Source organism: Pseudomonas sp. UFMG81 (assembly GCF_015354575.1).
Classification (GTDB): Bacteria; Pseudomonadota; Gammaproteobacteria; order Pseudomonadales; family Pseudomonadaceae; genus Aquipseudomonas.
The window spans coordinates 100,244-122,563 of the sequence record NZ_JACAFQ010000022.1 but is presented as its reverse complement, the minus strand read 5'-3'; the positions used below and the strand labels follow the sequence as shown (position 1 = coordinate 122,563).

The following is a 22,320-nucleotide window of genomic DNA, read 5'->3' as shown; positions in this document are numbered from 1 at the left end:
AGCCGGCGCGTGGCGCGGGCTGGCGCTCTGCTATGTTTACCCACAGCGCGTTTTCGGACCAGCGGCGCCGCCGGGCAGACAGGGAGACAGTCATGCGTTATGCCACGCTCACCCAACGAATTGCCGGCGACGCAGCCGCCGCCTGGGACATCCACTACCAGGCCCAGGCGCTGCGCAAGCAGGGGCGTGAAATCTACCTGCTGTCGGTGGGCGACCCGGACTTCGACACTCCGGCCGCAGTGACGGACGCGGCGGTGGCCAGCCTGCGCCGCGGCGATACCCACTACAGTGACCTGCGCGGCAGCCTGGCCCTGCGCGAAGCCATCGTGCGCCACAGTGGCCAGGCGATTACGCCCGAGCAGGTGGTGGTCACCGCCGGCGCCCAGTGTGCGCTGTATGCCACTTTCCAGTGCCTGTTCGAGGCCGGTGACGAGGTGATCGTCGCCGAGCCGATGTATGTCACCTACCACGGCGTGTTCGGCGCCTGCGGGGCGCAAGTGGTGCAGGTGGCGGTGCGCCCTGAGGACGGCTTTCGTCTCGACCCCGCGGCGGTGGCGCGGGCCATTACCCCGCGCACCCGTGGCCTGCTGCTCAACAGCCCGCACAACCCCACCGGCGCGGCGATTGCGACCCAGGATCTGCAGCAGCTGGCCCGGTTATGCCAGGCGCATGACCTGTGGCTGGTGTGCGACGAGGTCTACCGTGGCTTGCTGTATGACGGCGAGGCACCCAGCCCGTTGGGCCTGCCGGGCATGGCCGAACGTTGCGTGGTGATCGACAGCCTGTCCAAGTCCCACGCCATGAGCGGCTGGCGCATCGGCTGGGTGATCGGGCCGCCGGTGCTGGCCGAGCACCTGGCCAACCTGGCGATGGCCATGCTGTTCGGTTTGCCGGAGTTCATCATGCAGGCGGCCTGCGTGGCCCTGGAGCAGGCATTGCCCGAAGTGGCACGTATGCGCGAGGCCTACCGCCAGCGCCGTGATCGGGTGTGCGCGGTGCTGGAAGGCTGCCCGCACGTGCGCGCCCACCGCCCGGCCGGTGGCATGTTCGTGATGCTGGATATCCGCGCCACCGGGTTCAGTGCCCAGGCCTTCGCCCAGCGCCTGCTGGACGAGGAGGGCGTGGCGCTGCTCCCAGGCGACGCCTTCGGACCGAGCGCGGCGGGGCATGTGCGCCTGGGGCTGGTGCTGGAGGCCCAGGTGCTGGAGCGGGTCTGCCGGCGCATTGCCGCCTGCGCGCGGCGGCTGTCAGCCGAGCAGGCCGGCGGCGATGTTGATGGTGAAGCCCAGGATCGCCGTATTGAACACGAAGCCTACCAGTGAGTGGGCCAGCACCACCCGGCGCATGGCGCGCCCACCGACGCCGATATCGGAGGTCTGCACCGCGACGCTGATGGTGAACGAGAAGTAGTGGAAGTCCCAGTAGTCGGGGTCGCATTCGCCATCGGGGAAGCGCAGCGGCGGCTCGCGATGGTCGCCGGTGTAGAACAGCCGGGCGTAGTGCAGGCTGAAGATGCAGCCGATCAGCAGCCACGAGCCGGCCACGGTGAGCCCGGTGTACAGGTAGTGCAGGGTCAGGGCACTGCCCTCCAGGCCGCGGCTGGATACCAGCTGCAAGGTCACGGCCGCCAGGCTGGCGATGGCGGCGACGATGACCGTGATCAGTACCAGCCCGGCATTCTCGTCTTCGATGCAGGCCACCTTGCGCACCTTGTCCGCGCTGGCCCGCAGGCTGAGCCACAGGACCATCAGCAGGTACAGCCAGACCCCGAGGTTCCAGCCGGCGAGGATGTGTTGCACGCTGTCGCCGGCCGGGATCAGCCAGCCGCCAATGACGCCGGCCAGTATGGCGAAGCTCAGGCGTGGGTGGGTGCGGGTAAGAAACGCCATGCGGCCTCGCTTGCGTGGGGGGATGCCGTGAAACTGTAGCCCATCGCAATGCCATCGCGGGGCAAGCCCGCTCCCACCGATTATTGTGGGAGCAACTGTCTTGCACAGATCTTTTGTAGGAGCGGCCTTGCCGGGGCGCCGGACCGGTCGGAAAGGGCCGCATCGCGGCCCCAGGCTTCTATGTGGCATTCACGATTGCTGGGGCTGGGATGCAGCCCTTTCGCGGCACAAGGCCGCTCCTACAGATACCGCGCAAGATGTGGGAGCGGGCTTGCCCCGCGATCGACGAAGGTCCTGCGCTACCCTGGCATCCCGTCCACCCGCGCACGCAGCAGGATCGGCAGGTAATGCCAGAGGAACAACAGCATCCCGGCGCTGGCTAACAATACCGATAACCCCAGCCCCAGCGGTGCAAAGGGTGCCACCGCGACTCGGGCGACGGCTGCCAGCTGGATCAGCGCGAACGCCCAGCCAATGCAGCGTGGCACCTGCAACGGCCGCCCGGTATGGCCCAGGCTGACCCGTGCCATCATCGCCACGACCAGCCCGGTCATCGCGCCCACGCTCAGCGCATGCGCCGCCAGGCTGGGGTTGAGCGCTACGCCGGCGTGCCATAGCGCCAGGCCCAGGCACGCCGGGACCAGCCAGGCGTAGGCCAGGTGCAGTGACCACAGCAGCGGCAGCCGCCACAGCCGATGGTCATGCCACAGCACCAGGCGCGCAGCGTGCAGCAAGGCCAAGGCTGCGAACAGCAGGGCCATGAAGGGGCGCGGCATATCGTTCAGCCCAGTCACGTAGCTCAGTGGCACGGCCACGCTGCCCAGCAGGCAGGCTCGGTCCAGCCATGGGTGGGCGGCGCTTGGGCTCATCTCGCCAAGGCCGCGCCGGGTGAAGAATGGAATCACCCGGCCACCGATCACACTCATCATGGCGGCGATCAACCACAGGCCAGCCAGCACGCCTCGGCGCTGCAGCAACTCGTTCTGCGTCGACCAGCCGGCCAGGGTCAGCCACTGGCAGCTGGCGAGCAGCAGCACCAGCACCACGATCGGGTAGTTGTTGTGCAAGCGGCGCTGGATGATCGGCCGTGCCAAGGCCAGCGCCACCAGTGGCAGGAAGGCGCCATGCAAGGTCATCAGCAACCAGGCCGGCAGTGGCAGGAACCAGCTCGCCCGCCCCAGTAGCCAGAGCAGGAACAACCCCTTCAACGGCCGGCCGCTCAGGCCTGGAATGCCGCTCCAGTTCTGTACCGCCGTGAGCAGGAAGCCGGCGACGATCGCCACGGCGAAACCAAACAGCATTTCGTGCCGGTGCCAGGCGAGCATGCCGCCTGGCGGCGCGGGTTGCAGTACGCCGGTCAGCACCCCGGCCCACAGCAGCAAGGCGAGCAGGGCAAAAATGCTGCCGCCCAGGAAGAACGGTCGAAAACCCAGGGCCCAGACGGGCTGGCGCGGACGAGCGGTGACAGGCTGGACGAGCATGGCGTGGACCTTGTTCGATTCGAGGCGGTTGATGAGGTACCATCACGATCCGTGCCATCGGGCAAACCCTTGCATATCAAGGTGATGGCACGATCATGGTCATAGTGACCCGAAGCTTTTATTGTCCTTTTGACTTGAATCAGAGTCATAAGGACTTGCTATGCGCCAAGCCGTGGCAACGGCCTGGTACCGCTACAGGATTCCCGTTGTGATAGACCTCGCGCGCAACCCACTGCCGCAGTATCTGGCCCGCCTGGCGCCGTCCAGCCAGCTGACCATGCGCTACATCCTCCAGGACGCCGCCGATCGCCTGGGCTTCGTCGACGCCGACATCGCCGATGTGCCCTGGCACCTGCTCGAGCCGGGCCATGTGATCGGCCTGGTTGCCGCCTTGCGCGCCGATGGCTATGCGCCCAATACCTCGTCGCTGTATGTCAATGCCGTGCGCGGGGTGATGAATGAAGCCTGGCGGTTGGGCCTGATCGACCATGAGCAGTTGCTGCGCATCCGCGAAGTCAAGCCAGCCAGTGGCAGCCGACTGCCGCCGGGGCGTAACCTGCGGCGCAGCCTGATCCGCGAGCTGATGGAGGTCTGCGCCGCCGACCCGCGCCCACAGGGGGTGCGCGACGCGGCGATCCTGGCGCTGCTGTATGGCACCGGCATGCGCAAGTCCGAATCGGTGGATATCGACCTGGCCCAGGTGGACTTCGATGAGCGCTGCGTGCAGGTGCTGGGCAAGGGCAACCGCCAGTTGCTCAAGTACGCGCCGGCCTGGGCGTTCGACAAGCTGCAGGCCTGGCTCGACCTGCGCAGGCAGCACCTGCCGGCCGGCGAGCGCGACGACAGCTTCCTGTTCAACCGCATCCGCCGGGGCAGCCACATCACCCGTGCGCGCATCACCAAGCACGCCATCTACTACATCGCCCGCCAGCGCGGCGCCCAGGTGGGGGCAAAGATCATGCCCCACGATTTTCGCCGGGCGTTCATCACCCGGGTGATCGAGGAGCATGACCTGTCGATCGCCCAGAAGCTGGCGCACCACGCCAATATCCAGACCACGGCCGCGTATGACCGGCGCGATGACAACGAGCGGCGCCGGGTGGTGGAGCGGTTCGACTACTGAGGTGCACGGCCGCGCCAGCTTCAGTGAATGCTCGACGCCAGCTCGAAGATCGGCATGTACATCAGGATCACGATCAAGCCGATCAACAGGCCGATGAAGGTCATCAACAGCGGCTCGAACAACTTGACGAACCATTCGACCCAGCGCCCGATCTCCTGGTCGTGAAAATCGGCGCAGTTTTCCAGCATTTCACCGAGATTCCCCGACTGTTCTCCTGCGCGCAGCAAGCGTAGCGACACGGGCGTCACCAGCTGCCCGGCCTCCAGCGCATCGGACAGCGGCAGCCCTTCGGCAACGCGCCGGCTTGCCTGCTCCAGGCCCTCGGCGGCAGCACTGCCCAGCAAACCACGAGCCATGCCCAGGGCGGTGAGGATGGGGATCCCGCCCTGCAGCAAGATCCCCAGCGAGCGGTAGAACCGCGCCAGTTCGTACATCACCAGGCGCTGGTGCAGCGCCGGCACGCGGCGCAACTGGCGGCTTGCCCAGCGGCGCACGGCCGGGTGGCGACGCAGGGTCACCAGTGTGGCAATGCCCCCCAGCGTACCCAGCCCCAGGGGTAATTGCTGGGCATGGAGAAACAGGCCGATCTGCATCAGCACCCGCGACAGCCATGGCAGCTCGGTGCCCATCCCTTCGAACACCAGGCTGAAGCGTGGCACCACGTAGCCCAGCAGGAACAGCACCACGCCACCCCCCACCAGCAACAGCAGCAGCGGGTACACCGAGGCGCCCACCAGCTTCTGCCGAACCACGTCCAGTCGCTGGCGGTAGCCGATGTAACGGCCCAGCGCATCGCCCAGCGCACCGGTGCGCTCGCTCGATTGCACCAGGGCCACATACAAGGTGGGGAAGATCCGCGGTTGCTGGCCCAGCGCCTGGGACAGCGAGCGCCCTTCGTAGAGCTGGGCGACCAGTGCCTCCAGGGTCTTGCGCGCGGCGCCGCTGGGGGCTTTCTCGGCCAGGCTCTCCAAGGCGTCGATCAGCGGCAGCCCGGCATTGAGCAGGGTGGCCAGTTCCTGGCTGAACAGCACCAGGTCGAAGGCTGCGGCGCGGCGCCAGGGCAGGGCACGCAGCCCAAGGCCTGCGCCGCGCACGCTGAGCACGCGCAAGCCCTGGTCCTCGGCCTGGCGCCTGGCCTGCTCGAGGTCCTCGGCCTCCACTTGCAATTGCACCACGCCCTGGCTGCCCAGGGCCTTGAGCTGGTAGCGCATGGCCGCACTCCTCATTGCCAGCTGGTGATTTCGGCGTTCTCGCCATCGCCGCCGGGCTGGCCGTCCTTGCCCATCGACAGCAGGTCGTACTCGCCGCCGTTCTCGCCAGGTTGCTTGTAGATGTAGGCGCGCCCCCACGGGTCCTGGGGCACGGCCTTCTGCAGGTACGGCCCCGACCAGCGCGCCTCGCCGCTGGGCGCCGCCACCAGGGCCTGCAAGCCCTGTTCGCTGCTGGGGTAGTGGCCGACTTCCAGGCGGTACAGGTCCAGGGCCTTGCCCAGGCCCTCGATCTGCGCCCGCGCCACCTTGGCCTCGGAGCGCCCGAGCTGGCTGAAGTACTTGGGTGCGACGATGCCGGCCAACAAGCCGAGCACCACCAGCACCACCAGCAGTTCGAGCAGGGTGAAACCGCGTTGGGCATGGATGCTGCGCTGCATGGTGAAACCCTCCGTGTGCGTGTGCAGACAGCCTTATGCAACAGCCGTGCACGTCTGCGCCGGGGCCTTGCGCCATGCGGTGCGGCAAGCGGCACGCTGCTTGCGTTCCTACCTGAAAACCCGGGTTTTCCGGGGCATTTCCCCCACATCGGGGGCCACGGTGGGAGGCGATCGACATGCGTGGACTGATCCTGGGACTGGCTGCCGGGCTGGTGGCTTCAGGGGCGTGGGCCGACATCTATATCTCCAGCGACGGCAAGGGCGGCTTCGTGCTGTCCAACGTGCATCGCCCGGGCCGCCAGTACGAACGGGTGATCAGCGAGGCGCCGAGCAGCGGCGGGCCGGTCAATGCGCAACTGGTCACCGGCCGACCCTACGCCGACCTGGTGGCCGCCGCGGCGCTGGCCAACGATGTGCCCCAGGCGCTGCTGCATGCGTTGATAAAGGCCGAGTCGGGCTACAACCCCAAGGCGCGCTCGCCCAAGGGCGCGGCGGGGCTGATGCAGCTGATGCCGGGCACGGCCAAGGAGATGGGGGTGAAGGACGTGCTTGACCCGCAGGCCAACGTGCAGGGCGGGGCGCGCTACCTCAAGCGCATGCTCACGCTGTTCGACAACGACATCACCCTGGCCGTGGCGGCCTACAACGCCGGGCCAGAGGCGGTGCTCAGCCGCGGCAAGGTGGTACCTCCCTTCGCCGAGACGCGCCGCTACGTGCCCAATGTCTTGCGTGACTACCGCCTGCTGCGCGGGCTGGCCGAGGACTCGCCGCTGTAATCGCCAAGGCAAGGCCGGCGTGCACAGGCTATAACCTCTAGAGGTGCCCAGCCGCGGAGCCCGCCATGGACCTCGCCCCCCGTCCCGACACAGTCACGCCCGCCGGCGACGCCAGCGTGGCGCGGCGCCCCTTCGACCTGCTGCGCTGGTACGCCTGGGTCAGCCTGGCGATCATCGTCTCGGTGGCCGTGGGCCTGGGGCTGATCTCCAGCCGTTTCATCATCGACGAGAGCGTCGAGCGCGACGCGCTGCTCACCGCCCAGTTCATCACCTCCATCGCCGATGCCGAAGTGCGCCACGTGTCGATCCCCAATGTGCGCACCATGGGCGAGCTGCTCGACCCGCGCACCGACCATGCCATGTCGGATGTCGACCCCGAGGCCCGGCGCCGGGCCCGCGGCGAGTTCCTCGACCATATCGCCCACCTGCCGGACATGCTGCTGGTCAACATCTACGCGCCGGATCGCACCGTGATCTGGTCGAGCAACCCGGCGCTGGTGGGCAAGCTGATCGAGTCCGACGACGACCTGGACCACGCCTTCGAGTACCGGATGCAGGTGTCGGCCAGCTATCACAACGTCGAGCAGGCGCGCAGCGAACAGAAGTTCATCACCCCGCCGGAGCAGTTGTTTATCGAGAACTACATCCCGTTGTTCGCCGCCGATGGTGACCAGGTCACCGCCATGGTCGAGGTGTACAAGGAGCCTCACGACCTGATCGTGCGTATCGAGCATGGCTTGATGTTGATCTGGCTGGCTGTCGCGGTGGGCGCCGGGCTGGTCTATGCCGGCTTGTACGGCATCATGCGCCGGGCCGCGCGGGTGATGGCGGTGCAGCAGAAGCACCTGATCGGCAATGAAACCTTCGTCGCCCTGGGCGAGGTGTCTTCGGCGGTGGCCCACAGCCTGCGCAACCCGCTGGCGAGCATCCGCTCCAGCGCCGAACTGGCCCAGGCCTTCGACGAAGGGCCGGCGCAGAAGCACGTCAATGACATCATCAGCCAGGTCGACCGCATGTCGCACTGGGTGCGTGAATTACTGCAGTCGCTGCGCCCGCTCAATGACGAAGCGGTGCCGGTCGACCTGGCTCAGGTCCTGTGCGAGAGCCTGCAGGCCTATGCCGTGCCGCTGCGACGGGGCAGCGTGCAGGTATGCCTGGCCGAACTGCCGCCGGTGCAGGTGCTGGGCCATCCCGCACTGCTGGGGCAGATCTTCAACAGCCTGATCGCCAACGCCCTGGAATCGATGGAGCAGGGGGGGGAGTTGCGGGTGGAGGTGGCGCGTCATGACCGGCGCCACCTTACCCTGCGCCTGTCAGATACCGGCAAAGGCATGAATGAGCAGCAGCAACGGTTGGCCTTTCGGCCGTTCTACTCCACCAAGCAGGGTGGGCTGGGGGTGGGGTTGATGCTGGTCAAGCGGATCATGGAACGTTTTGGTGGGTCGGTGAAGCTAAGCAGCGGCGAGGGCACTGGCACGCGGGTTTCGTTGAGTTTCCGGCTGGCTCAGAGCTGAAGCTGTTTATCTTAACTATCTTTTAACGTATTGAATATTAACGAATTAATGTTTTTGGGTAATAAACACCCAAATGTGGGGAATTATTCCAGATTGAAGTTCATGAATATCTTATAGCCTATTGATTCATATCGTTTTTTAGCAGGATTTCGATTACTGGCTGATTTCTTGCTTTTCCCCTTGAAACGACCTCGGCGACTGCCATGGTCCTGCTACCCCCGGTAGCAGCGCCAGAGTGGTCCTCCTCAAGCGGCATGCAGGCAGGAGCGAAGCGATGCAGATGCTGGAGAACCAAAGCGTCGACAAAGAGGCTTCCCCGCAAGTGGGGCCGGCCATGCCGCTGCACCAGTTCAACCTGCTGCGCTGGTTCTCGCTGGTCAGCCTGCTGATCATCGCCTCGGTGGCCGGTGGGTTGGGCTACGTGTCGACTCGCTTCGTGGTGCGTGACAGCGTCGAGCGCGACGCCATGCTCACGGCGCAGTTCATCCAGGCCATGGCCCAGGCCGAAGTGCGCCATTCGCAATTGCCCCCAGGCACCACGATGGGTGAGCTGCTCGACCCACGCCTGGACCAGCAGCACTTGCAGTTCAGCCCGCAACTGGCCGAATCGACCCGTGAGGAGTTCCTCGACCATGTCGAGCACCTGCCCGACACCTTGCTGGCCAACGTCTATGCCCGCGACCGCACCGTGGTCTGGTCGACCAACGCGAACCTGATCGGCAAGCGCATCGACGAGGACGACGACCTCGAACACGCCTTCCGCTCGCGCAAGTCGGTCTCGGCCAGCTACCACAAGGCCGACGAGGACCGTGAAGAGCAGAAGTTCGAGCGCGAGCCGCGGCACCTGTTCATCGAGAACTACATTCCGCTGTTCGACAGCCAGGGCGAGCAGGTGCTGGCCATGGTGGAAATCTACAAGGAGCCGCAGGACCTGGTGCGGCGGATCAAGCGCGGCTACGTGCTGATCTGGGGTTCGACCCTGGCCGGCGGGGCGCTGATCTATTTCGGGCTGTTCTGGATCGTGCGTCGCGCGGCGGGCATGCTGCACCACCAGCAGGACCGTCTGGTGGCCAGCGAAACCTATGCCGCCCTGGGCGAGATGTCCTCGGCGGTGGCCCACAGCCTGCGCAACCCGCTGGCCAATATCCGCTCCAGCGCCGAGCTTGCGCAGTTGATCGCCAACCCGGTGGCGCAGAAGAACATCGGCGACATCATCACCCAGGTCGACCGCATGTCGCGCTGGGTGCGCGACTTGCTGGTGTCGCTGCGCCCGACCAGCGACGAGCCCGAAGCGGTCGACCTGGTGGCGTCCATCGAAGACACCCGGCAGACCTTCGCCCCGCAAATCGAGCGCAACGGTGTCAGCTTCAGCTTCAGCGGTCCCACAGAACAATGGGTGGCCAGCCAGCCACTGCAGCTCACGCAGATTCTCAACAGCCTGTTTGCCAACGCCCTGGAGGCCATGCCCCGTGGCGGCGAGCTACGTGCTGAGGTAGTGGTGGACGGGGAGCGGGCGCAACTGACGGTTTGCGACACCGGCAAGGGCATGAGCGAGCAGCAGCGGCGCATGGTGTTCAAGCCGTTCTTCACCACCAAGCAGGGCGGCCTGGGTGTCGGCCTGGCCCTGGTCAAACGGATCATGGAACGCTTCGGCGGCTCGGTTGAACTGAGCAGCCGTGAAGAGGAAGGAACCCGCGTCAGCCTCATTTTCGATATCGCAGCGGGAGGGGACCATGTATCACAACATCCTGGTAGTCGAGGATGATGAAATCCTTGCCGAAAACATCAGCACCTACCTCAAGCTCAAGGGCTTCGAAGTCAGCGTGTGCCATAGCGCCGAGCTGGCCTTGGAGCAGGTGGCGCGGGCCCAGCCCGACGCGGTGCTCACCGACAACTCGCTGCCGGGCATGAGCGGCCACGACCTGCTGCGTACCCTGGCGGCCCAGGCACCGGAGCTCAAGGTGATCATGATGACCGGCTACGGCAACGTCGAAGACGCCGTGCTGGCCATGAAAGAGGGGGCCTTCCACTACCTCACCAAGCCGGTGGTGCTGGCCGAGCTCAAGCTCATGCTGGACAAGGCCCTGGCCACCGAGCGCATGGAGCGCACCCTGTCGTTCTACCAGGAGCGCGAGGCGCAGAAGTCGGGGTTGCAGGCGCTGATCGGCGAGTCGCCGGTGATGCTCGAGCTCAAGCACACCCTGCGCCAGCTGCTCGACGCCGAACGGCGCATGGCCAGCGACGACCTGCCGCCGGTGCTGGTGGAGGGCGAGACCGGTACCGGCAAGGAGCTGGTGGCCCGTGCCCTGCACTTCGATGGCAGCCGCGCCAAGGGGCCGTTCATCGAGTTCAACTGTGCCTCGATCCCGGCCAACCTGCTGGAGGCCGAGCTGTTCGGGCATGAGAAGGGGGCCTTCACCGATGCCAAGGAGCGCCGCGTCGGGCTGGTCGAGGCGGCGGACGGCGGCACCCTGTTCCTCGACGAAATCGGCGAGATGGACCTGGTGCTGCAGGCCAAACTGCTCAAGCTGCTTGAAGACCGCAGCATCCGCCGGATCGGCGCAGTGAAGGAGCGCAAGGTCGACTTGCGGGTGATCAGCGCCACCAACTGCAACCTCGAGCAGATGGTCCAGCAGGGCAAGTTCCGCCGCGACCTGTTCTTCCGCCTGCGCATCATCGCGCTGAAGGTGCCGCGCCTGTATGCCCGGGGGCAGGACATCCTGCGTCTGGCCCGGCATTTTCTCGCCCATCACGGGCGCCGCTACGGTAAGCCGGGCCTGCGTTTCTCGGCCGAGGCCGAAGCGCTGATGCTCAGCTACAGCTGGCCGGGCAACGTGCGCGAGCTGCGCAATATGCTCGAGCAGACGGTTCTGCTGGCACCCAGCGAGGTGATTGGCGCGCACCAGCTGAACCTGTGCATGACCCTGGTCGACGAACCCATCGTGCACACCGCGTCGGTGCTGCCGTTCGAGGCGCCACGGCATGAGCCGGAGAATACCGGCAGCTTGCCGGACATGGAGCGCGACATGGTCTGCCGCACGTTGGACCGCACCGACTGGAACGTCACCAAGTCGGCCAGGTTGCTGGGGCTGTCGCGGGACATGTTGCGCTACAAGATCGAAAAGCTCGGGCTGACCCGGCCTGATAAGCGTCAGTGGTGAGCCCGCGAGGACTCATCGCTGGCAAGCCAGCTCCCACAGCGGTCGTGCAAGCCATGCACATAACTGTGGGAGCCGGCTTGCCGGCGATAGGGCCGCAAGGTCTTCAGGGCTTGCCACCGCTGCCTGCATCATTGCCCCCGCGCCCCATCCCTTCCGAGCCACTACCCCCCATCCCCGGCAAATCACGGTCATCGTTCTGCTCGGCCGGCGGGCTGTCCGGGTCATTGCCCTTGATCCGTGGGTCGGTATCCCGCGGCATGGGCTTCTCGATCGGGTTGAGGGTACTGTCCACGCCCGGCTGGGGGGCCGGGTTGTGCGGATCGTCGGGGTAGGTGGCGCCGGTCCCGGCGGCCAAAGCCAGGGGTGAGGCGAGCAGGGCGGCGAGCAGCAGGGCATGTTTCATGGGGCAGGCTCCTGTCGATGGAAACAAAAAAGGCCCTGCCAGCGCAGGGCCTCTTGCTCACTTGGGCCATGCCCTCATCGAACAGGTGCCATCACCCCGATCAGCGGTCACACCACCATCGACAGCAGCATGATGAAGATGATGCCGACCACCGACAGAATGGTCTCCATCATGCTCCAGGTCTTGAAGGTCTCGGCCACGGTCATGTTGAAGTACTGCTTGACCAGCCAGAACCCGGCATCGTTGACGTGAGACAGGATCAGCGAGCCGGCGCCAGTGGCCAGCACCAGCAGTTCGCGATTGACCCCCGGCACCAGGTCGATCACCGGGGCGACGATGCCGGCGCCGGTGATGGTGGCCACGGTGGCCGAGCCCGTGGCGATGCGGATCACCGCCGCCACCAGCCAGGCCAGCATGATCGGCGAGATCTCGGCCTGCACCGCCATCTGCCCGATCACGTTGCCCACGCCGGTATCCACCAGCATTTGCTTGAAGCCGCCACCGGCACCGACGATCAGCACGATCGCGGCCGTGGGGGCCAGGCTCTGGTCGAGCATCTTCATGATCTGCTGGCGGTTGAAGCCGCGTGCCGAGCCGAAGGTATAGAAGGCCAGCAGCAGGGCGGCGAGCAGGGCGGTGATCGGGTGGCCGATCAGGTCCATCCACTGGCGCACGATGTGCTCGGCCGGTAGCACCACGTCGGCGAAGGTCTTGAGCAGCATCAGCACCACCGGCAGCAGCACGGTGATCAGGGTGACGCTGAAGCTTGGCAGGTTCTTCTGGTCCGATTCGCGGGCGATCTGGTCCATCAGCTCCTGCGACGGGTTGCCGGGGATGTAGCGGGAAATGAAGTTACCGAACAGCGGGCCGGCGATCACTGCGGTGGGCAGGGCCACCAGCAGGCCATAGAAGATGGTCTTGCCGATGTCGGCGTGGAAGATACCGATTGCCAGCAGCGGGCCCGGGTGCGGCGGCACCAGGCCATGCACCACCGACAGGCCGGCCAGCAGCGGGATGCCGATCTTCACCAGCGACACCCCGGAGCGCCGGGCAACGATGAACACCAGCGGGATCAGCAGCACGAAGCCGATCTCGAAGAACAGCGGAATACCCACCAGGAAGGCGGCGAACATCATCGCCCAGTGCACTTTCTGCTTGCCGAAGGCGCGAATGAGGGTCTGGGCGATCTGGTCGGCACCGCCGGAATCGGCCATCAGCTTGCCAAGCATGGTGCCCAGGGCGAGGACGATGCCGACAAAGCCCAGTACGCCGCCGAAGCCGTCCTGGAACGACTTCATCACCTTGGCCACCGGCATGCCGGAGGTCAGGCCGAGAAAGCCCGCAGCCAGGGTGAGGGCGACGAAGGGGTGAACCTTGAAATGGGTGATCAGCAGGATCAGCCCGACGATGGTGACCAGTGCGTCGAGCAGCAGGAAGGTATCAGTAGCCAGTCCGAACATGGGTTGTATGCCTCGGTCTTGTCGTTGTTGTTTTGGCGTTGCTTATGTTTATGCAGCATTTGCTTGATGAGACAGCGCTGTCTTTGGTGAGCCGGTAACCGCCGGTTCAGGCGGTCCGCGCCAGGCTCCGCTCACCGCAGGGCTTTAGCCATTGATCGGCGGCCTCGGCAAGGGCTGCGACCGGGTGCGTGGCATCCAGCGCCAGGGTCAGGGGTTCGCCGTGGGGTGGCTCCAGGGCGGCGAACTGGCTTTCGATCAGGCTGGCCGGCATGAAATGGCCGGGGCGGGCGAGTACGCGCTTTTCGGCTTCCTGCGGGGTCAGTTCGAGGAATACGAAGCACAGCGTCGGCACGGCTTCGCGCAGCGTGTCGCGGTAGCGGCGCTTGAGCGCGGAGCAGGTGAGGATGGGGCGCTCGCCTGCGGCGAGGGTGGCCTGCAGTTCCTCGCCCAGGCGCAACAGCCAGCCGGCGCGGTCGTCGTCGTCGAGGGGGATGCCGGCGCTCATCTTGGCGATGTTGGCGGCGGGGTGGAAGGCATCGCCTTCGATCAGGCGGCCGCCGCTGCGGGTGGCAATGGCGGCGCCGATGCTGCTTTTGCCGCAGCCAGCCACGCCCATGACCACGATCGCGGACAGGGAAGGGTTCATCTGTACCTCCTGCTGGGTGAGATAGCGCTGTCTTTGCAGCAACGAGTGAAACCCGTCAGCGCCACCCTCCCGGGTGTTATTGGTCTTGTCTTGTGCAGTATGGACGCGCCTTGAGGGGCTGCTACCAAGATTGCATTGCCTGCGTCCTGAGACAGCGCTACCTTAGTGACCGTTCCCCATTCCTGCAAGTAGTAAAATTACAACATCCATGGCACGTATCGGTTCGCGCACCACAGGTCGCCCCACCCTGGCAGAAGTCGCCAGGCTTTCCGGGGTTTCCCCCATCACCGCCTCCCGCGCCCTGCGCGGCGTCAGCACTGTGGCGCCGGAGCTGGTGGAAAAGGTCATGGCCGCGGCGTCCAGCCTGGGCTATGTCGCCAACCCGGCGGCGCGGGCGCTGGCTTCGGCGCGCAGCCAGTCGGTGGTGGTGCTGATCCCGTCGCTGTCCAACCAGCTGTTCATCGACACCCTCGAAGCCATTCACGAGGTGATGCGGCCACGCGGCCTCGAAGTGCTGATCGGCAACTATCACTACGATCTGGCCGAAGAAGAGAACCTGATCCGCAACTATCTCGCCTACCAACCGTGCGGCATGCTGCTCACCGGCTTCGACCGCAGCGAAGGTGCGCGGCAGATGCTCGCCGCCAGCGGCGTGCCTTGCGTGCACATGATGGAGCTGGGCGGTGCGGCTGGCGCCTTGTCGGTGGGCTTCTCACAGCACCAGGCCGGGCGCGCAGCGGCGCGCCACCTGATCGAGCGCGGGCGGCGGCGCCTGGGGTTCATCGCCGCGCAACTCGACCCGCGGGTAATGCAGCGCGCCGAAGGCTTCCGCCAGGCCCTGGCCGAGGCGGGGTTGCAGGCCCAGGAACTGGAGATGCTGGACCCGCAACCTTCCTCCATCGGGCTGGGCGGTGCGCTGTTCAGCCGCCTGCTTGAACAGGCACCCGATGTCGACGGCATTTTCTTCTGCAACGACGACCTGGCCCAGGGCGCGGTGCTCCAGGCCTTGCGCCAGGGGATCGAGGTGCCTCGGCAGGTGGCGATGGTCGGCTTCAACGACCTGCCAGCCTCAGCGCACATGGTCCCGCCGCTGACCTCGATCCGCACCCCCAGGGCGGCCGTAGGGCGCGGCGCGGCCCAGGCGTTGCTGGCGCTGCTCGACGGCAAGCGGGTGGCCTGCGAGCAGCAGGACCTCGGTTTCGAGCTGATGCAGCGCGAGAGTTCCTGACCGGGCACGCTATAGTCATTGGCGGTTGACGCTCAATGACAAGGAATTTCAATGTGTGCAGCCAGGAAACAGACTGAAGACGGCCTGTTCGCGCTGACCAGCGAACGGCGCGCGGTGGCGTTGTTCCGCCTGGTGCTCGGGTTCATGGCGGCGGTAATGCTGGCGTTCGTCGCGATCGAAGGCTGGCGGATCTGGCGCGACTACCGCCAGGTGTACAGCAACGCCGAGAACGCGGTGAGCAACCTGGCCCGGGCTACCGCCCAGCACGCCGAGGATGCCATCCGCCAGGTCGACGCCATCACCGCGGCCCTGGCCGAGCGCCTGGAGGGCGACGGCTTCGCGCACATCGACCGGCCACGCCTGCACGCGCTGCTCAAGCAACAGGCGCAGATCATGCCGCAATTGCACGGCTTGTTCGTCTACGCGCCGGATGGCAGCTGGATCGTCACCGACCAGGACGCCATCCCCCCCAACGCCAACAACGCCGACCGTGACTACTTCATCTACCACCGCACCCACCGGGGCCGCCAGGTGCGCATCGGCTCGGTGGTGCGCAGCCGCTCCACGGGCGACCTGATCATCCCTATCTCGCGCCGCCTGGAGCACCCCGATGGCCGCTTCGCCGGGGTGTTGCTGGGCACCATCAAAGTCGACTGGTTCGTGCGCTACTACGGTGACTTCAAGATCGACGAGCGCGGCGCGCTGGTGCTGGCCAAACGGGACGGCACCATCCTCGTGCGCCGGCCCTTCGTCGAACAGGTGATCGGCCGCAGCCTGGCTGGCAGCGAGATCTTCCGCCAATACCTGCCCTATGCCAGCGAAGGGGTGGCCGAGGCGGTGGCAGTGGTCGACGGCACCCCAAGGCTGTATGGGTTCCGCGCATTGTCGAGCTACCCGCTGGTGGTGGAAGCGGGCTTGTCGCGTGAGTCGATCATCGCGCCATGGCGCCACGACATGCTCAAGTCGTTGGGCGTGCTGGTGCTGCTGCTGGTCGGCCTGGCCGGTTTCGGCTGGATGGTGCTGCGCCAGTTGCGTGAACGCATTGCCATCGAACGCGCCCTGCACCAGGCGCACCAGACCCTCAAGGCCCTGGCCATGACCGACAGCCTGACCGGGCTGGGCAACCGCCGCCGCCTGGATGCGGTGCTGGAGCCAGAGATTCGCCGGGCGCACCGCCAGGGCTATGCGTTGGCCCTGGTGATGCTCGACCTCGATTACTTCAAGGCCTACAACGACCGCTACGGCCACCCGGCGGGCGACCAGTGCCTGCGCCGTTTCGGCGACTTGCTGCAACAGGTGCTCAAGCGCCCGGGGGACCTGGCAGTGCGTTATGGCGGTGAAGAATTCACCCTGTTGCTGCCCGCGACCGATGCCCAGGGCGCCAGCCTGATCGTCCAGGAGATCCTGCAATTGCTGCGGCGCCAGGCCATCGAGCATGGCGGCAGCCCGCTGGGGCAGGTGTCGGTAAGTGCCGGGATCGCGGTGGGCGCGCCAACGCTGGAGACGGTCACGCCGCAGAACTTGATCGCGGCGGCGGATGCGGCGTTGTACGAAGCCAAGCGCCAGGGGCGCGATCGCTATTGCCTGGCAGGGCGCGTGACGGTGGCCGCTGCGCCCTGAGCAGCGCTGTCGAGCGCCAGGCGCATGGCGCAGCGCCCCTCCAGGCCGTGGGCGCGCTCCGTGGCGAGCACTCCACGCAAGCGCACGTCCAGTTGTTCGGCCGTTAGCACGATGAACCCGTAGCGGCCGTAGAAAGGTGCATTCCATGGCACCTCGGCGAAGGTCGTCAGGGTCATGGCGCACAACCCTCGCTCGCGGGCCGCCTGCACCGCCCGATCCAGCAACCGCCGCCCGAGCCCTTGCCCCTGGGCATCCAGGTACACCGACAACTCATGGATGTGCAGCGTGTCACCGGCCAGCGCCGCGCACAGGAAGCCCAGCGGCCGGTCTTGCGCATCCACCGCCACCCAACTGCCGTTGCCCGCGACGAAGTCGGCGTGCGCGGTGCTGTCCATCACGTCACTGTCGGCCAGCCAGGCCAATGCCGGGTACTGCCGGAATGCCTGGGCGGCGGAGCGCTCGATGTCGGGAAGCCAGGCAAGGTCACTGGCAAGGGTAGGGCGTATGCGCATGGGCACGGGTCAACGGCTGCAGGCTGGGGAGTCACAGGGTACCTGAGTGCAGGGGGGTTGCAACTACAGTGTTATAACGTAACATTTAATGCCACCTCATCTTGCCAGAGCGCCCCTCATGATCCGCAGAAACCCATCCGGCCATCTCCCTGTCATCGCCGAGTCGGCCTATATCGACCACACGGCGATCATCTGCGGCAAGGTGATCATTCAGGACAACGTGTTCGTCGGCCCTTACGCGGTGATTCGCGCCGACGAGGTGGACGCCAGCGGCGACATGCAAGCGATCGTCATCGGCGCCAACTCCAATATCCAGGATGGCGTGGTGATCCACTCCAAGTCCGGCGCGGCGGTGCGTATCGGCCAGTACAGCTCGATTGCCCACCGCTCCATCGTGCATGGCCCGTGCGTGGTCGGCGACCGGGTGTTCATCGGTTTCAACAGCGTGCTGTTCAACTGCACGGTCGGCGACGGGTGCGTGGTGCGGCACAACTCGGTGGTCGATGGCCGTGACCTGCCGCCGGGCTTCTATGTGCCACCCACCGAGCATATCGGCCCGCACACCGACCTGGCCGGCTATCCGCCCGTCAGCGTCTCGGCGTCGGCCTTCTCCGAAGATGTGGCGCGCACCAACATCGACCTGGTCCGGGGCTACAAGGCCCTGCAGAACGAGTTCTGAGCATGGACACACTGCTGATACGCAACGCGCGGCTGGTCAACGAAGGGCGTGAGTTCGACAGCGACCTGCTGGTCAGGCGCGGGCGCATCGAACAGATCGAAAGCAGCCTCGTCAACTGCCAGGCCACCCGGGAGATCGATGCCCAGGGCGCGTACCTGCTGCCAGGCATGATCGACGACCAAGTGCACTTTCGCGATCCGGGCGCGCCGCACAAGGGCAGCATCGCCAGCGAATCGCGCGCGGCAGTGGCAGGGGGCATCACCAGCTTCATGGACATGCCCAACACCTACCCGGCGACGCTGACCCTGGACGCCCTGGCGGACAAGAAGCGCCGTGCGGCCGCCGGCTCACGGGCCAACTACGGCTTTCATTTCGGGGTGAGCCGCGACAACCTCGACACCATTGCCGCCCTCGACCCGCGTGAAGTGGCGGGGATCAAGGTGTTCATGGGCGCCTCCACCGGTGACCTGCTGGTGGATGAGCCACAGGTGCTGGAAAAGCTGTTCGTCTACGCGCCAACCCTTGTCCTTGCCCACTGCGAACACACCCCAAGCATTCTGCAGAACGAAGCCTGGTGGCGTGACCGGCATGGTGAGTTCATCCCGCCGGCGGCGCACCCGCTGATCCGCGATGCCGAGGCGTGCTATCGCTCATCCAGCCTGGCCGTCGAGCTGGCCCGGCGTTTTGGTACCCGGCTGCACGTACTGCACCTCACCACCGCCCGGGAACTTGCGTTGTTCGAACCCGGGCCTGTGACCGGCAAGCGCATCACCGCCGAAGTGTGCCTGCACCACTTGCACTTCGACGACAGCGACTACGCCAGCCTCGGCCACCTGATCAAATGCAACCCGGCGATCAAGACCGCCAGCGACCGGCAGGCGCTGCGCCGGGCGCTGGCCGAGGACCGTATCGACGTCATCGGTACCGACCATGCCCCACATACATTGGAAGAGAAACGTCGCGCCTACGCCCGTGCACCGGCCGGCCTGCCGCTGGTGCAGCACGCGTTGCCGGCGGCGCTGGAGCTGGTCAGCGAAGGGGCGTTGAGCCTGGCGCAGGTGGTGCACAAGACCAGCCATGCGGTGGCCGAGTTGTTTGCCATCCGTGAGCGAGGCTATTTGCGCGAAGGCTATTGGGCCGACCTTGCCCTGGTCGAGCGCCTGCCATCGCCGCGCCCGGTAGCCACAGAGCCGATCCTGGCCCATTGCGGCTGGACGCCATTCCAGCGGCACAGCTTCCACCATGTTGTGCGCAGCACCGTGGTCTCCGGGCAATTGGCCTGGCATGAGGGCCAGGTGCAGGAGGCTTGCCAGGGCTTGCCATTGATGTTCGAGCGTTGACCCGTTCGCCGGCAAACAGATACCTGAAGGAGCGATTCCCATGACCGAAGACGAACTGCTGCGCCAACCCGCCAGCGCCTATATGAACGAACCCCAGCGCCAGTACTTTCGCATCCTGCTGCTGGCCCAGCGTGACGCGCTACAGGTTCGCATCGACCAGGAGTTCCGCGCCTTGCGCGAACAGGAAGTGCACAGCGACCTGGCCGATATCGGCAGCGCCGAAGAAGAGCGGCACTGGCAACTGCGTACCCTGGAGCGGGAAAAAAAGCTGCTGGACAAGATCGACCAGGCGCTGGAACGCCTGGCCCGGGGGGATTACGGCTGGTGCGAGGAAACCGGCGAGCCGATCGGCCTGCGCCGCCTGCTGCTACGGCCCACCGCCAGCCTCAGTATCGAGGCCAAGGAGCGCCAGGAGCTTCGGGAGCGGCACCTGCGCGCAGGCGGCTAGTCGCAGCTCACGGCTTGGGCCTGCAATTGCCAGCGCACCGCGCTTACGCCTTTTTCCAGGCTCACCCGGCTGACCAGGCGCTCCAGCGCGGCGGGCGCCTGCGGGCTGCCGAGCAACTCGGCGCGCACTTCCAGGCGCGCTGGGTCGGCCAAATCCTCGCTGTGTAGCGATTGCAGGCGCAGGCCTGGGTCACTCAGGCTGTGCAGCATCAGGCTACGCACCTGAATCTCGTCCTCGGCGCGGCAGACGATGCGCACCTCGAAGCGCTGCTCGACCTCGCTGGCCGGCAGCACCTCCTGGCGATCGAGACGCTGGGCGATGTCGCGCAGCAAGATGTTGGCGCATAGCACCACCAGGCTGCCCAGTGCTGCCTCCAGCAGCAGCCCCAGGCTGCACAGCACACCCACCGCGGCGGTGCACCAGAGGGTCGCGGCGGTGTTCAGGCCACGCACGTTGAAGCCATCGCGCATGATCACGCCACCGCCGAGAAAGCCGATGCCCGACACTACATAGGCGGCGATACGCGAGGCATCGCCGGGAACCATGCCCGGCACGGCCTGGGTCATCAGCACGAACAGGCAGGCGCCGGTGCTGACCAGCGCGTTGGTGCGCAGGCCGGTCAGGCGCTGGCGCAGTTGACGCTCGGCGCCGATCAGCGCGCCGAGCAGCAGGGCCACGCTCACGCGCAGCAGAAAGATTTTCCAATCCATAGCGAACCTCGTTCCATGGGCCAATGCCCATGCAGGCGCCGCTTAAATGGCGGCACTAAATGAAAACGGTGAATGCGCAGGACCACGTGCCGACACGCCTGCAAAAGTGGCGGGGCGGGGAAGAGGAGGAAGGTTCGGCCATTGCAGGCCAGGAAAACCACCGTCTACCGAGTGCGGCGAGACAGGGGCAGGGACGCTGCCGGACTAGCTCGCCGTGTGGGCCTGTCGCAAGCGACTGGGGCTACTGTCCAATGCAGGGGTCTCCTGTGTGGGGGATGCGTGAATGCGCGGCGGACCATACGCCTTGACCTGGATGGGGTCAAGGCGCGGCGCATGACGATTGTGTTACACCAGCCGTTGGCAGACGAAGGCCTGGGTCTGGTAAGGGAAGGCAATGTGCGCGCGGCCCTTGAGGTCCGGGTGGCTGTCGATCAGCGCTTGCAGCTGGCCCATGACCTGGTCCTGCCTGGCCTGGGGCAAGGCGGCGATGAAGCTGACCGAGCGCAGGCGCTCGAGGATCACCGTTTCCGGGCTGCCTTCGTGGACATGGGGCAGGGTGGTCAACTGGGGCGCGCTGAACCAGCGGCCATCGAAAGCCTCACGCCAACGCCCGGTATGAAAGCGCGGCGTGTCGCCTTCGTAGGGGGTGATGACGGCGGTGATTCGCGCCACCCAATCCACCGACTCGTCACGCACGTTCCACACCAGCCCCAGGCGGCCGCCGGGTGCCAGCACGCGGTGGATCTCGGCCAGCGCGGCGGCGTCGGCGAACCAATGGAAGGCCTGGGCGCAAACCACCACCTGCTGGCTGGCGTCGGCGACCGGGATATGCTGGGCGCTGCCGTCCAGCACGGTCACGCCCGGCAGTTGTTCAGCGAAGCGCTCGCGCATGGCGGCCACCGGTTCCACCGCCGTGAGCCTGGGCGTGAGCGGGCAGAGCAGGCGGGTGAACTTGCCAGTGCCGGCCCCCAGGTCCAGCACTGCCGTGTCGCGGTCAATGCCCAGGCTGCCTTGCAGCCAATCGCGCAACGCGGCGGGGTAGCCCGGCCGGCCCTGCTCGTAGTTGCCCGAATGGCGGGTGTAGCCGGTGCTGGCCGAGGCGTGTACATCCTTCATGGAAAATCCCTCCGAATGACCTGTGGGCAATGTTACCCTTGCGCCTTTCGTTGCCAACCCCCGGACCGTCCCATGCTGTTCAATCTCGCCGTGCTGTTCGGCACCCTGGTGGCCATGGAGGGCGTCGGCACGCTGGCCCACAAGTACGTCATGCATGGCTGGGGCTGGTGGCTGCACCGCTCGCACCATGAACCGCAGCTGGGCATGCTGGAAACCAATGACCTGTACCTCGTCGCCCTTGGTTTGATCGCCACCGCGCTGGTGGTGCTGGGCAAGGCCGGGCATGCACCGTTGCAGTGGGTGGGTGGCGGTGTGGCGGGGTATGGGTTGGCCTATGTGCTGGCCCATGACGGCGTGTTTCACCGCCACTGGCCGCGGGCACCGAAGCCGGTCAACCGCTACCTCAGACGCTTGCATCAGGCGCACCAGTTGCACCATGCGGTGAAAGGGCGCCAGGGCAGTGTGTCGTTCGGGTTTTTCTATGCACCGCCGTTGCGGGTGCTGAAGAAACAGTTGCAACGCCGACAGGGCTAGGAGCATGTGGCGGCCCTATCGCCGGCAAGCTG

The 22,320-nt window shown here is 66.2% G+C and carries 22 protein-coding genes; 12 read left to right on the top strand and 10 right to left on the bottom strand.

Features of this window, described 5'->3' with window-relative positions; all coding sequences use genetic code 11:
• Positions 1-92 precede the first annotated feature (92 nt).
• A complete protein-coding gene (locus tag IX761_RS17475) occupies positions 93-1,322 on the top strand; it encodes a pyridoxal phosphate-dependent aminotransferase (RefSeq protein ID WP_194790821.1) in 1,230 nt (409 codons plus the stop codon).
• Here the strand turns inward: IX761_RS17475 and IX761_RS17470 are convergent.
• Together IX761_RS17470 and IX761_RS17465 are read right to left on the bottom strand one after the other, a co-directional pair.
• Positions 1,248-1,889 carry a DUF1345 domain-containing protein gene (locus IX761_RS17470; RefSeq protein ID WP_194790820.1) on the bottom strand — a complete coding sequence of 214 codons (642 nt, stop codon included), beginning with the start codon at positions 1,887-1,889 and terminating at the stop codon, positions 1,248-1,250. The two genes, IX761_RS17475 and IX761_RS17470, sit on opposite strands and share 75 nt — an antisense overlap.
• A gap of 299 nt (positions 1,890-2,188) precedes the next feature.
• Positions 2,189-3,370: an NnrS family protein gene (locus IX761_RS17465; protein WP_194790819.1), complete on the bottom strand. Its 1,182-nt coding sequence runs from the start codon at positions 3,368-3,370 to the stop codon at positions 2,189-2,191.
• A gap of 208 nt (positions 3,371-3,578) precedes the next feature.
• Here IX761_RS17465 and IX761_RS17460 point away from each other — a divergent pair, with 208 nt between their 5' ends.
• On the top strand, positions 3,579-4,493 hold the full coding sequence (locus IX761_RS17460) for a site-specific integrase (RefSeq protein ID WP_194790818.1): 915 nt from the start codon (positions 3,579-3,581) through the stop codon (positions 4,491-4,493).
• A gap of 20 nt (positions 4,494-4,513) precedes the next feature.
• Here the strand turns inward: IX761_RS17460 and IX761_RS17455 are convergent, their stop codons facing one another.
• A complete protein-coding gene (locus IX761_RS17455; protein ID WP_194790817.1) occupies positions 4,514-5,704 on the bottom strand; it encodes a type II secretion system F family protein in 1,191 nt (396 codons plus the stop codon).
• 11 nt (positions 5,705-5,715) lie between these two features.
• Positions 5,716-6,141 (bottom strand): type II secretion system major pseudopilin GspG, encoded by a 426-nt coding sequence (gene gspG / locus IX761_RS17450; protein ID WP_194790816.1) that lies wholly within the window; start codon positions 6,139-6,141, stop codon positions 5,716-5,718.
• Positions 6,142-6,317: 176 nt separating this feature from the next.
• Here gspG and IX761_RS17445 point away from each other — a divergent pair, with 176 nt between their 5' ends.
• The 4 genes from IX761_RS17445 (at position 6,318) to IX761_RS17430 (ending at position 11,592) form a co-directional block, all read left to right on the top strand.
• Entirely contained in the window at positions 6,318-6,917 is a 600-nt protein-coding gene (locus IX761_RS17445) for a lytic transglycosylase domain-containing protein (RefSeq protein ID WP_194790815.1), read from the top strand.
• A gap of 65 nt (positions 6,918-6,982) precedes the next feature.
• Entirely contained in the window at positions 6,983-8,431 is a 1,449-nt protein-coding gene (locus IX761_RS17440) for a sensor histidine kinase (RefSeq protein ID WP_194790814.1), read from the top strand.
• Between the two features lie 274 nt (positions 8,432-8,705).
• On the top strand, positions 8,706-10,196 hold the full coding sequence (locus IX761_RS17435; protein WP_194790813.1) for a sensor histidine kinase: 1,491 nt from the start codon (positions 8,706-8,708) through the stop codon (positions 10,194-10,196).
• Positions 10,165-11,592: a sigma-54-dependent transcriptional regulator gene (locus IX761_RS17430; RefSeq protein ID WP_194790812.1), complete on the top strand. Its 1,428-nt coding sequence runs from the start codon at positions 10,165-10,167 to the stop codon at positions 11,590-11,592. The genes IX761_RS17435 and IX761_RS17430 overlap by 32 nt, the downstream gene beginning before the upstream one ends.
• A gap of 103 nt (positions 11,593-11,695) precedes the next feature.
• Here IX761_RS17430 and IX761_RS17425 read toward each other — a convergent pair whose 3' ends face one another.
• The 3 genes from IX761_RS17425 to IX761_RS17415 form a co-directional block, all read right to left on the bottom strand.
• A complete protein-coding gene (locus tag IX761_RS17425) occupies positions 11,696-11,995 on the bottom strand; it encodes a hypothetical protein (protein WP_194790811.1) in 300 nt (99 codons plus the stop codon).
• A gap of 107 nt (positions 11,996-12,102) precedes the next feature.
• Positions 12,103-13,455: a GntP family permease gene (locus tag IX761_RS17420; RefSeq protein ID WP_194790810.1), complete on the bottom strand. Its 1,353-nt coding sequence runs from the start codon at positions 13,453-13,455 to the stop codon at positions 12,103-12,105.
• Positions 13,456-13,561: 106 nt separating this feature from the next.
• A complete protein-coding gene (locus IX761_RS17415) occupies positions 13,562-14,101 on the bottom strand; it encodes a gluconokinase (protein WP_194790809.1) in 540 nt (179 codons plus the stop codon).
• Between the two features lie 208 nt (positions 14,102-14,309).
• On the opposite strand from IX761_RS17415, the gene IX761_RS17410 reads away from it, so the two are divergent.
• Together IX761_RS17410 and IX761_RS17405 are read left to right on the top strand one after the other, a co-directional pair.
• Complete coding sequence (locus IX761_RS17410; RefSeq protein WP_194790808.1) at positions 14,310-15,329, top strand: LacI family DNA-binding transcriptional regulator; 1,020 nt, start codon at positions 14,310-14,312, stop codon at positions 15,327-15,329.
• Between the two features lie 51 nt (positions 15,330-15,380).
• A complete protein-coding gene (locus tag IX761_RS17405) occupies positions 15,381-16,949 on the top strand; it encodes a sensor domain-containing diguanylate cyclase (RefSeq protein ID WP_194790807.1) in 1,569 nt (522 codons plus the stop codon).
• On the opposite strand, the gene IX761_RS17400 is transcribed toward IX761_RS17405, so the two are convergent.
• The gene (locus tag IX761_RS17400; RefSeq protein WP_194790806.1) at positions 16,907-17,461 is read right to left on the bottom strand and encodes a GNAT family N-acetyltransferase; all 555 of its coding nucleotides are present in this window, start codon (positions 17,459-17,461) and stop codon (positions 16,907-16,909) included. The two genes, IX761_RS17405 and IX761_RS17400, sit on opposite strands and share 43 nt — an antisense overlap.
• Before the next feature lie 118 nt (positions 17,462-17,579).
• On the opposite strand from IX761_RS17400, the gene IX761_RS17395 reads away from it, so the two are divergent.
• Genes IX761_RS17395 through dksA form a run of 3 tightly spaced genes read left to right on the top strand, consistent with a single transcriptional unit; the run spans position 17,580 to position 19,928 of the window.
• Positions 17,580-18,140 (top strand): DapH/DapD/GlmU-related protein, encoded by a 561-nt coding sequence (locus tag IX761_RS17395; protein ID WP_194790805.1) that lies wholly within the window; start codon positions 17,580-17,582, stop codon positions 18,138-18,140.
• 2 nt (positions 18,141-18,142) lie between these two features.
• Positions 18,143-19,480: a dihydroorotase gene (locus IX761_RS17390; protein ID WP_194790804.1), complete on the top strand. Its 1,338-nt coding sequence runs from the start codon at positions 18,143-18,145 to the stop codon at positions 19,478-19,480.
• A 40-nt stretch (positions 19,481-19,520) separates the two neighbouring features.
• Complete coding sequence (dksA, locus tag IX761_RS17385) at positions 19,521-19,928, top strand: RNA polymerase-binding protein DksA (protein WP_194790803.1); 408 nt, start codon at positions 19,521-19,523, stop codon at positions 19,926-19,928.
• Here the strand turns inward: dksA and IX761_RS17380 are convergent.
• Together IX761_RS17380 and IX761_RS17375 are read right to left on the bottom strand one after the other, a co-directional pair.
• Complete coding sequence (locus IX761_RS17380) at positions 19,925-20,638, bottom strand: MgtC/SapB family protein (RefSeq protein WP_194790802.1); 714 nt, start codon at positions 20,636-20,638, stop codon at positions 19,925-19,927. The genes dksA and IX761_RS17380 overlap by 4 nt on opposite strands.
• Before the next feature lie 345 nt (positions 20,639-20,983).
• On the bottom strand, positions 20,984-21,754 hold the full coding sequence (locus IX761_RS17375) for a class I SAM-dependent methyltransferase (protein ID WP_194790801.1): 771 nt from the start codon (positions 21,752-21,754) through the stop codon (positions 20,984-20,986).
• Positions 21,755-21,826: 72 nt separating this feature from the next.
• On the opposite strand from IX761_RS17375, the gene IX761_RS17370 reads away from it, so the two are divergent.
• A complete protein-coding gene (locus tag IX761_RS17370; RefSeq protein WP_194790800.1) occupies positions 21,827-22,288 on the top strand; it encodes a sterol desaturase family protein in 462 nt (153 codons plus the stop codon).
• Positions 22,289-22,320 lie beyond the last annotated feature (32 nt).